The sequence below is a fragment of the Bradyrhizobium sp. genome (assembly GCF_016462955.1).
GTDB lineage: Bacteria > Pseudomonadota > Alphaproteobacteria > Rhizobiales > Xanthobacteraceae > Bradyrhizobium.
Map to the genome: position 1 here is coordinate 1 of NZ_JAEMSD010000240.1, position 10,137 is coordinate 10,137.

The following is a 10,137-nucleotide window of genomic DNA, read 5'->3' on the forward strand; positions in this document are numbered from 1 at the left end:
CGAGTGGACCGTTGTCGCGCATCTTGAAGATCAGATGCGAGACGCCGTTCGGCAGCGTCTCGACATAGCGGTAGGCGGGCTCGCTGCCGCCGTTGTCGTTCTCGGCCGATCCGACGCCGTCCGGCTTCAGTTCGGCGGGCCGGTCGTTGATGAAGAGCTGGCCCTGTCGCATCTGGATGCGGTCGCCGGGCAGGCCGACGACGCGCTTGACCCAGGCCTGCGAGCGATCGCCGGGCCAGCGGAAGACGACGACGTCGCCGAGCTTCGGCGTCTCCGCGAAGACGCGGCCGCTTTCTGGCAGGTTGATCTGGATCGGCAGCGACGAGGTGCCGTAGCCATAGGGGAATTTGGAGGCGAGCAGCGCATCGCCGATCAGAAGCGTCGGCTCCATCGAGCCCGACGGAACGTAGAACGGCTCGGCGAGTGCGCCCTTGGCGATGAAGACCGCGGCGACGATGCCGGCGAGCTGCACGAGTTGTCCACCCCAGCCGCTGCTTTTCCGCTTGGGGCTGACAGTCACTTTGTCTTCCATGGTCATGCGCCCGTTCCACCCACGGTGATGCGTTCCATCAGCAGCGACGGCTGGCCGACGCCGACAGGCACGCCCTGTCCGTTCTTTCCGCAGGTGCCGATGCCGGTGTCGAGCGCGAGATCGTTGCCGATCATGCGGATGCGATGCAGGTCGGTCGGTCCGTTGCCGATCAGCATGGCGCCCTTCAGCGGCGCCCCGATCTTGCCGTTCTCGATCTTGTAGGCCTCGGTGCACTGGAATACGTACTTGCCCGAGGTGATGTCGACCTGGCCGCCGCCGAAATTGGCGGCGAACACGCCGTTCTTCACCGAAGCGAGGATCTCGGCGGGATCGCGGTCGCCCGCGAGCATGTAGGTGTTCGTCATGCGCGGCATCGGCACATGGGCATAGCCCTGGCGGCGGCCGTTGCCGGTCGGCTTCATGTTCATCAGCCGCGCGTTCTGGCGGTCCTGCATGTAGCCGACCAGGATGCCGTCCTCGATCAGCACGGTGCGGTTGGTCGGCGTGCCCTCGTCGTCGATCGAGAGCGAGCCGCGCCGCGAAGCAATCGTACCGTCGTCGACGACGGTGACGCCCTTGGCCGCGACCTGCTGGCCCATCAGTCCCGCAAACGCCGAGGTCTTCTTGCGGTTGAAGTCGCCCTCGAGGCCATGGCCGACCGCTTCATGCAGCATCACGCCGGGCCAGCCGGCGCCGAGCACGACGTCCATCTCGCCGGCGGGGGCCGGAATCGATTCGAGATTGACCAGCGCCTCGCGCAGCGCACCGTCGGCGGCCTCGCGCCAGTTCTTGCTCTCGATGAATTCGGCATAGCCGGCGCGGCCGCCATAGCCCTTGCTGCCGCTCTCCTGGCGGTCGCCCTGGCCGGCGACGACGGAAACATTGACGCGCACGAGCGGGCGGATGTCGCGATAGCTCTCGCCGTCGGGCCGCACGATCTCGACGACCTGCCAGGTCGCGCCCAGGCTGACGCTGACCTGCCGCACCCGCGGATCCTTGTCGCGCAGATATGCGTCGATCTCGGCGAGCAGTTTTACTTTCGTCTCGAAGCCCGGCGCGTCCAGCGGGTTGTCGTCGCCATAGAGGCGGACATTGGTGTGCGGCGGCGGCGCGGCAAAGCTGCCGGAATAGCCGCCGCGCACGGCAGCGACCGCGTCGGCCGCGCGAATCAGCGCCGGCAGCGAAACGTCGGAGGAATGCGCGTAGCCAACCGCGTCGTCCTTGACAGCGCGCAGGCCAAAGCCTTGCGAGGTGTCATAGGTCGCCTGCTTCAGCCGCCCATTATCGAACATCAGCGCTTCGGTCTGGCTGTATTCCAGGAAAAGCTCACCATCGTCGGCACCGGAAAGCCCGCGCGCGACCTCGTGGCGAACCTGGTCGCGGTCGAGATTGGCGCGGTCGAGCAGGGAGGTCGTGGCAGGATTGGTCATCGGTCATCCATTCTCGGAGAGATGTCCGGCAAGATAATGGCTTCCCGGCCGTTCGGCGAGAGGGCGCGCCGTCACATTACCGAAACGACATGATTGGAATCATTGCCTTTTCCCAAGCCAGGCGAAAGCGTCCACGGACGGTGATGCCAGTTAGGCCTCGGGCTCGGGGGGCCGTATTCGCGGCCCAGCGGGATTCGCATGGTGGCGCCGTAGTTTTACGGGCCGAAGTCTTCACCGGCACTTAGGGCGTCGATGGAACCTTAGCCGCTCGCGCGTGCGATCCCTTGCCGCGCTGGGAAGCCCGGTTGTGACCAGTCTCGATCAAGCCGACACACTGCCGCTGCGGCCAAAATTGTCGTTTGCCAACGCGGCCTATGAAGACAAGTTTTGCCGCTATTATCACGGTTTCTATTATCGTTACGCCCAGGCAAGCCTCGTGGTGGGGATGGCGCTGATACTCGGCGACTACCTCGTCGACCGGATGGCCTTCAACGCATCGGCGAATTTCTACCGTATCCAGCTCTGCCTGCCCCTACTCGGCATCGGGCTCGCTTATTCCTTCACCGAGACGGCGCGGCGGCACTGGCAATCGGTGATGTCCACCTTCATCGTGGCGGTGGCCTGCAGCCTTTTCTGGGTTCTGTCCCTCATCGACGAGCAGGGCGGCATGGGGCTGAAGTCGTGGGTCGGAATCCTCAACTTCACCTTTCTCGAGTTCTATTGCTTCGTCATCCTGGGCGTCCAATTCCGCTTCGCGCTGCCGGCGGGGCTCGCGATCCTGCTGACGTTCGAAGCTGCGATGCAGGCCGAGCTCGGAGCTGATGTCGGGGCATTCTTCTACTGGTCCTATCACGTTGTGACGCTGTTCATCCTGGCGGCGGGAATCGGATGGTGGCGCGAATTCCTCGTCCGCAAGGAATACTCGACGCAGACCACCTTGAAGGCCGCGCGGGACGTTCTGAAGAACCAGAACGACCTGCTCGAGATCGAGGTCGAAAAGCGGACCCGCAAACTTCTGGCGATGCAGGATGCCACTATCGTCATCCTGGCATCGCTGGTGGAGACGCGCGACAACGAGACCGGCAATCACATCCGGCGCACCCAGCATTACGTGCGGGCACTGGCGCGGCACCTGCAATCCCATCCGGCCTTCGCCGCCAATCTGGCCGGGGCTCGCCTCGACATCCTGTTCAAGTCCGCCCCGCTGCACGACATCGGCAAGGTCGGCATTCCCGACAGCATCCTGTTGAAGCCCGGCAGGCTCGACCCTGAAGAATTCGAGGTCATGAAGACCCACGCGAGGCTCGGCCACCAGGCGATTGAGAAGGCCGAGACGCAGCTCGGCATGACCGTCGATTTCCTCGCCTGCGCCAAGGAGATCGCCTTGAACCATCATGAGCAGTGGGACGGCAGCGGTTATCCAAACGGGCTTGCGGGCGCCGCCATTCCGATCTCGGCCCGTCTGATGGCGGTGGCCGACGTCTACGACGCCCTGACGACGCATCGGGTCTACAAGGACGCGATGTCCCATGACGAGGCGGTGAAAATCATCCTCGACGGCCGCGGCCGTCACTTCGATCCGGATGTCGTGGACGCTTTCGCCGAGATCAGCGAGCAGTTCCGGAATATCGCCGCCCGCTACGCCGACTGATAGCGGCGACCGGCTGCCGGCGTGACGCGCTTCCCCTTACGGCAGCTTGTCATACCCCTCACCCAGCCCGTTCAGGCTGAGCGGGAAGCCGATGCCTTCTTCCGGCGTCTCGAAGATGATGAAGGTCGCGGTCTTGGCGCTGCGGAGCTGGCCGAGCAGCTTGTCCTCCAGGACGACCTCCGCGACGCAGCCGTTGGGCAGGCAGCGGACGAAGCCGGCACGGCCGACGTCCTGGTTGTCGAGCTTGAGCCCGAGGCCTGAGGGCAGGAGGACCCCGAGCGGGGCGACCACCCGCATCAAGCGGCTCTTCTGGTCGGCGGTCTTGAGCACGATCACGGTCAGGCCGGCATTGGAGCGGTCTTCTGCGACCACGCTCTGGATCAGCGCGCATTGCTCGGTCTGGGCGCCAGGCGGGGTGTCGCAGCGGATCTGCCAGTCGCCATGGACGGAGCGCACCGCGCCCTGCGCATGGGCACGGCCTGGAAACGCCAGGATGACGATTGTAGCCAAGAGGACGGCCACCGCCGCGAGGCCATTCTCCCGCCTTGCCATCGATGTCGAAAGCCCCATGGGGTCTGTCCCTCTGCTCGCCTTCCTTGCGCGCACCTGGCGGACTGATACGGGAATGACGGCGTTGTGAAGGCGATTCACAAGCAAATTCCGCGCCGCCCACACCGCCAGTGCTCGCACGAATCAGGCTCCGGCGCGGCTGTCAGCCAGTGCCTACCGCGGGCAATTCCGCTGTCAAGCCGGAGCATCCCGGGCAACGGTATTTTTGTCTGATCTTGTTGGGAAATATCCTGCCGGTGATGGCTGGCTGACCGGGCTCAAGACTGCATTGCGATAGATCAAGAATTATGGTTTGAGAGGCTTGATTTCGCGTTCTAGCGATCTGGCCCCAATTCCTCTTAGAGGTATTCTTGCGTGGCGGTTTGTCGGACTGGCGGGTCGAATAAGCGTTTCCCGCAACAGGGGGAGCGCACCTGGGGTGATTTCGTAAGGGGAGCGCGAACGGCATGAGGATGTCGATGGGTCGGGTGGGCCGGCAGATGCTGGGATTAGCCACCATCGCCTTGGTGGCGGCTGGCGTCACGCTGGCGACGGGGGGTGCGGCATACGCCGAGCTCGGCCAGCCGGCGCCGTGGGAATGGACGCTTCAGCAGTCCGGTTCCCCGGTGATGGACAACATCGTCTGGTTCCACAATTTCCTGTTCGTGCTGATCACGCTGATCACGCTGTTCGTGCTGGCGCTGCTCGTGATCGTGGTCGTCAAGTTCAACGCGAAGGCCAACCCGGTGCCGTCGCGGACCACTCACAACACGCTCATCGAGGTGGCCTGGACGCTCGTCCCTGTGCTGATTCTGGTCGGCATCTCGGTGCCCTCGTTCCGGCTGCTGTTCCTGGAGCTCGACATTCCCAAGGCGGACCTGACCGTCAAGGCGACCGGCAAGCAGTGGTACTGGTCCTATGCCTATCCGGATAACGGCAAGTTCGAGTTCGATTCGCTGATGGCGCAGGACAAGCAGCCCCGCCTGCTCGGCGTCGACAACGAGATGGTGGTGCCGGTCAACAAGGTGATTCGGGTCCAGACTACCGGCGCGGACGTCATCCACGCCTTTGCGTTGCCGGCTTTCGGCGTCAAGATCGACGCCATTCCCGGTCGCCTGAACGAGACCTGGTTCAAGGCCACCAAGACCGGGATGTATTACGGCCAGTGCTCGGAACTTTGCGGCAAGGATCACGCCTTCATGCCGATCGCGATCCGCGTGGTGAGCGACCAGGAGTTCGCCTCCTGGGTCGAGGCGGCGAAGAAGAAGTTTGCGAGCGGCGGCACCAGCACCTACGCCTCCGCGGCCGGCCCGACGCAGTAAGCGCCGGGTGAGGCTCGAGGACTGAAAGCGACAAAGGGCGGGACCTCCACAAGGTCCGAACGGGACGCAAGGCAGGATTTGAAGATGGCAACGAGCGCAGCGGCACACGGCGATCACGCGCAAGCCCACGGGCATGACGAGCACGCCCATCCCACCGGATGGCGGCGCTACGTCTATTCGACCAACCACAAGGACATCGGCACGATGTACCTGATCTTCGCGGTCATCGCCGGCATCATCGGTGCCGCGATGTCGATCGCGATCCGGGCCGAGCTGATGTATCCGGGCGTGCAGATCTTCCACGAGGCCCACACCTACAACGTGTTCGTGACCTCTCACGGCCTGATCATGATCTTCTTCATGGTCATGCCGGCGATGATCGGCGGCTTCGGCAACTGGTTCGTGCCGCTGATGATCGGAGCGCCCGACATGGCGTTCCCGCGCATGAACAACATCTCGTTCTGGCTGCTGCCGGCGTCCTTCGCGCTGCTCTTGATGTCGACCTTCGTCGAGGGCGAGCCGGGCTCCAACGGCGTCGGCGCCGGCTGGACCATGTACGTGCCGCTGTCGAGCTCCGGCCATCCGGGACCAGCGGTCGACTTCGCGATCCTGTCACTGCATCTGGCGGGCGCATCGTCCATCCTCGGCGCCATCAACTTCATCACCACCATCTTCAACATGCGCGCACCGGGCATGACCCTGCACAAGATGCCGCTGTTCGTTTGGTCGATCCTGGTGACGGTGTTCCTGCTGCTGCTGTCCTTGCCGGTGCTTGCCGGTGCGATCACCATGCTGCTCACCGACCGCAATTTCGGCACGACGTTCTTCGCGCCCGACGGCGGCGGCGACCCCGTGCTGTTCCAGCATCTGTTCTGGTTCTTCGGTCACCCCGAGGTGTACATCCTGATCCTGCCCGGCTTCGGCATGATCAGCCAGATCGTCTCCACCTTCTCGCGCAAGCCCGTGTTCGGCTATCTGGGCATGGCCTACGCCATGGTCGCGATCGGCGGCATCGGCTTCGTGGTGTGGGCCCACCACATGTACACGGTCGGCATGTCCTCGGCGACGCAGGCCTATTTCGTCGCGGCGACGATGGTCATCGCGGTTCCGACCGGCGTGAAGATCTTCTCCTGGATCGCCACGATGTGGGGCGGCTCGATCGAATTCCGGGCGCCGATGATCTGGGCGGTCGGCTTCATCTTCCTGTTCACGATCGGCGGCGTCACCGGTGTCGTGCTGGCGAACGCCGGCGTCGATCGCGTGCTCCAGGAAACCTACTACGTCGTCGCGCACTTCCACTACGTGCTGTCGCTCGGTGCGGTGTTCGCGATCTTCGCCGGCTGGTACTACTGGTTCCCGAAGATGTCGGGCTACATGTACAATGAAGGGCTCGCCAAGCTGCATTTCTGGGTGACCTTCGTCGGCGTCAACCTGGTATTCTTCCCGCAGCACTTTCTCGGCCTGTCGGGCATGCCGCGCCGCTATATCGACTATCCCGATGCGTTCGCGGGCTGGAACCTGATCTCCTCGCTCGGCTCCTACATCTCCGGCTTCGGCGTGCTGATCTTCCTTTACGTCGTGCTCGACGCCTTCATGAAGAAGGTGCCGGCGGGCGACAATCCCTGGGGTGCCGGCGCGACCACGCTGGAATGGACGCTGTCCTCTCCGCCGCCCTTCCACCAGTTCGAAGTGCTGCCCCGCGTGCAGTAGGCAATCTTCCGCGGCGCCCGTGACGGGCGCCGCGACGCTACAACGAAGCGAGTCAATCTAAGTGTCCGTCCTCGACCACAACGCCGTCGACATCGATCCCCGCATCTCCGAGGCGGAGGTCGCCGACTATCTCGCACTGCTCAAGCCGCGGGTGATGTCGCTGGTGATCTTCACCGCGCTGGTCGGGATGGCGATGGCGCCGGGGCATTTTCATCCCGTGCTGGCGATCACCTCGTTGCTCTGCATCGCGGTCGGTGCCGGCGCCTCCGGGGCGCTCAACATGGCGCTCGAGGGCGACATCGACGCCAAGATGTCGCGCACGGCGAACCGGCCGATCCCGCGCGGCCGCATCACCCGTCCCGAGGCCATGGCGTTCGGCATGACGCTCGCCTTCTTCTCGGTGATGACGCTCGGCATCCTCGTCAACTGGGTCGCGGGCGCGCTGCTCGCCTTCACCATCTTCTTCTACGTCGTGATCTACACGATGGGCCTGAAGCGCTGGACCGCGCAAAACATCGTGATCGGCGGCGCGGCCGGCGCGCTGCCACCGGTGGTGGCCTGGGCCTCGGTGACGGGCACCGTCGATGTCGAGCCGCTGCTGCTGTTCGCCATCATCTTCTTCTGGACCCCGCCGCATTTCTGGGCGCTGGCACTGTTCCGATCCGACGACTACGCGCGCGCCGGCATTCCGATGCTGCCCAATGTCGCCGGTCCCGATGCCACGCGCCTGCAGATCCTGCTCTACACAATCGTGTTGATCGCGGTCGCCGCCGCGCCGTGGGCGCTCGGCTATTTCGACGCGATCTACGGCATCGTCTCGCTGATCCTCGGCGCCGGCATGCTGGTGCTCGCCATCAACGTCTATCTGCGCCGCGAACGCAGCCAGTCGCTGCGTGCGACCCGCAAGCTGTTTGCCTTCTCGATCCTGTACCTGTTCGCGCTGTTCGCGACCCTGCTGGCCGAGGTCGTGTACCGGGCGCTGGCTCCGATGGTTGGGGGCGCATGAGGCAGGAATGGCCGATAAACCCGAGCGAGATGGAATCGTCCTCACCGAGGCGCAGCGGAAGAGCCGTCGTCAGCGTTCGATCGCAATCGCACTCGCACTTGGTGTGCTCGTGGTGCTGTTCTTCGCCGTCACCATGGTCAAGGGACCGGCAGTGCTAGTCCGGCCGATGTAGGAAACATGGATCACGAGCCGACCATATCGCGGGATCAGAGCCGGGCGGCAAGGAACGGTCGTGGCCTTGGCCGCGACGCGCTGGTCGCCTCGATCTGCGGCGTCGTCGTCGCACTTATGGTCGGTGCCTCCTACGCGGCGGTGCCGTTCTACAACTGGTTCTGCCGCGTCACCGGCTTCAACGGCACGACGCAGGTTGCGACCTCTGCGCCGGCCACCGGCCCGATCGCGCGGAAGATCTCGGTGCGCTTCGATTCCAACGTGGCGCCCGGCCTGCCTTGGAAGTTCGAGCCCGAACAGAGCGAGATCGAGGTCAATATCGGCAAGGTCGTCACGGTCTTCTACACCGTGACCAATCAGGCCGCGCGAAGCACTTCGGCCCAGGCCGCCTACAATGTCGCCCCGCTGACGGTCGGCGCCTATTTCCAGAAGATCAACTGCTTCTGCTTCACGGAGCAGACCATGGGGCCCGGCGAGAAGCGCGAGATGCCGGTCGTGTTCTACGTCGATCCGTCGCTCGCTGATGATCACGAGAATGACGGGCTGAACACCATCACGTTGTCCTACACGTTCTATCCCATGAAGGATCCGGTGGTGAAGCCGCTCGCCGCCAGTGGGGACGACAAGCGCAAGGGAAATCTCTGACCGCCGCGCCTGCGCTCAGGCGGTTAGAAACAAGGGGATAAGTGCCTGACGGGCACCGGATTGAGGAGAGAGACGGAAATGGCCACGGCGCACACCAAGCATCACGACTATCACCTGGTCGATCCCTCTCCCTGGCCGGCCGTCGGCTCGCTCTCGGCCTTCATCATGGCGGTCGGCGCGGTCGCCTGGATGCACCACATGTTCTCTGCGGCACCGATCGTGTTCGGCGTCGGCACCGTGGGCGTGCTCTACACCATGGCGAGCTGGTGGGGCGACGTGCTGAAGGAAGCCCAGTACAAGGGCGACCACACCCGCGTCGTGCAGCTGCATCACCGCTACGGCATGATCCTGTTCATCGCCTCCGAGGTGATGTTCTTCGTCGCCTGGTTCTGGGCCTATTTCAACGCGGCGCTGTTTCCGGCCGACGCGGTCCAGGCGACCCGCGATGCGGTGTTCGGCTGCGGTCTCGGCACCCAGGCCGGGGCCTGCGCTGTCCCAGGCACCTGGCCGCCGAAGGGCATCGAGACCTTCGATCCCTGGCATCTGCCGCTGCTGAACACGCTGATCCTGCTCACCTCGGGCACCACCGTGACCTGGGCGCATCATGCGCTGCTCGAGAACGACCGCCAGGGCCTGAAATACGGCCTGATCCTCACCGTCGTGCTCGGAGCGCTCTTCACCTGCGTGCAGGCCTATGAGTACGGCCATGCGGCGTTCTCCTTCGCCGGCAACGTCTACGGTGCGACCTTCTTCATGGCGACGGGCTTCCACGGCTTTCACGTGCTGGTGGGCACCATCTTCCTGCTGGTCTGCCTGTTCCGCGCCTATGCCGGCCACTTCACACCGAAACAGCATCTCGGCTTCGAGTTTGCCGCCTGGTACTGGCATTTCGTCGACGTGGTCTGGCTGTTTCTGTTCCTCTGCATCTATGTCTGGGGGCGGGGCGCCGCGTCCATGGCCGCCGGGCACTGAGCCGTACCGAACCGATCAGAAAAGGGCGGCCGGGGGGCCGCCCTTTCGCGTTCCGGGCGCCCAAAGCTCCAGCGCAAACTGTGATAGAGTCCGCCATCATGAACGACAGCGTCGGCCCAACCCAGTCCGAAACCACCGTCCTGCAAAGC

At 64.2% G+C, this 10,137-nt stretch carries 10 protein-coding genes; 7 read left to right on the plus strand and 3 right to left on the minus strand.

Features of this window, described 5'->3' with window-relative positions; translation table 11 throughout:
• The coding region (gene lepB / locus JHD07_RS22570) for a signal peptidase I (RefSeq protein ID WP_291626009.1) at positions 1–538 on the minus strand (538 nt) is incomplete at its 3' end.
• Positions 535–1,962, minus strand: coding sequence for a metalloprotease TldD (gene tldD / locus JHD07_RS22575; protein WP_291626011.1), 1,428 nt, complete (start codon positions 1,960–1,962; stop codon positions 535–537). The genes tldD and lepB, both read right to left, overlap by 4 nt.
• Before the next feature lie 307 nt (positions 1,963–2,269).
• Here tldD and JHD07_RS22580 point away from each other — a divergent pair, with 307 nt between their 5' ends.
• Complete coding sequence (locus JHD07_RS22580) at positions 2,270–3,613, plus strand: HD domain-containing phosphohydrolase (RefSeq protein ID WP_291626013.1); 1,344 nt, start codon at positions 2,270–2,272, stop codon at positions 3,611–3,613.
• 36 nt (positions 3,614–3,649) lie between these two features.
• On the opposite strand, the gene JHD07_RS22585 is transcribed toward JHD07_RS22580, so the two are convergent.
• Positions 3,650–4,183, minus strand: coding sequence for an invasion associated locus B family protein (locus JHD07_RS22585; protein ID WP_291626016.1), 534 nt, complete (start codon positions 4,181–4,183; stop codon positions 3,650–3,652).
• A 446-nt stretch (positions 4,184–4,629) separates the two neighbouring features.
• On the opposite strand from JHD07_RS22585, the gene coxB reads away from it, so the two are divergent.
• From coxB to JHD07_RS22615, 6 genes are all read left to right on the plus strand, one after another.
• Positions 4,630–5,484, plus strand: a complete 855-nt coding sequence (gene coxB / locus JHD07_RS22590; RefSeq protein WP_291626018.1) for a cytochrome c oxidase subunit II — start codon at positions 4,630–4,632, stop codon at positions 5,482–5,484.
• Between the two features lie 84 nt (positions 5,485–5,568).
• Positions 5,569–7,194: a cytochrome c oxidase subunit I gene (gene ctaD, locus JHD07_RS22595; RefSeq protein ID WP_291626021.1), complete on the plus strand. Its 1,626-nt coding sequence runs from the start codon at positions 5,569–5,571 to the stop codon at positions 7,192–7,194.
• Between the two features lie 61 nt (positions 7,195–7,255).
• Positions 7,256–8,200: a heme o synthase gene (locus JHD07_RS22600; RefSeq protein ID WP_291626023.1), complete on the plus strand. Its 945-nt coding sequence runs from the start codon at positions 7,256–7,258 to the stop codon at positions 8,198–8,200.
• Positions 8,201–8,207: 7 nt separating this feature from the next.
• The gene (locus tag JHD07_RS22605) at positions 8,208–8,372 is read left to right on the plus strand and encodes a CoxF protein (RefSeq protein WP_291626025.1); all 165 of its coding nucleotides are present in this window, start codon (positions 8,208–8,210) and stop codon (positions 8,370–8,372) included.
• A 5-nt stretch (positions 8,373–8,377) separates the two neighbouring features.
• Complete coding sequence (locus tag JHD07_RS22610) at positions 8,378–9,016, plus strand: cytochrome c oxidase assembly protein (RefSeq protein ID WP_291626027.1); 639 nt, start codon at positions 8,378–8,380, stop codon at positions 9,014–9,016.
• Positions 9,017–9,094: 78 nt separating this feature from the next.
• The gene (locus tag JHD07_RS22615) at positions 9,095–9,988 is read left to right on the plus strand and encodes a cytochrome c oxidase subunit 3 (protein WP_291626029.1); all 894 of its coding nucleotides are present in this window, start codon (positions 9,095–9,097) and stop codon (positions 9,986–9,988) included.
• The last annotated feature ends 149 nt before the right edge of the window (positions 9,989–10,137 follow it).

Coding starts and splice junctions, on each gene's coding strand:
- JHD07_RS22585 (WP_291626016.1), bottom strand. CDS start 4,183: ATGGGGCTTTCGACATCGATGGCAAGGCGGGAGAATGGCCTCGCGGCG.
- ctaD (WP_291626021.1), top strand. CDS start 5,569: ATGGCAACGAGCGCAGCGGCACACGGCGATCACGCGCAAGCCCACGGG.
- tldD (WP_291626011.1), bottom strand. CDS start 1,962: ATGACCAATCCTGCCACGACCTCCCTGCTCGACCGCGCCAATCTCGAC.
- JHD07_RS22610 (WP_291626027.1), top strand. CDS start 8,378: ATGGATCACGAGCCGACCATATCGCGGGATCAGAGCCGGGCGGCAAGG.
- JHD07_RS22605 (WP_291626025.1), top strand. CDS start 8,208: ATGGCCGATAAACCCGAGCGAGATGGAATCGTCCTCACCGAGGCGCAG.
- JHD07_RS22615 (WP_291626029.1), top strand. CDS start 9,095: ATGGCCACGGCGCACACCAAGCATCACGACTATCACCTGGTCGATCCC.
- coxB (WP_291626018.1), top strand. CDS start 4,630: ATGAGGATGTCGATGGGTCGGGTGGGCCGGCAGATGCTGGGATTAGCC.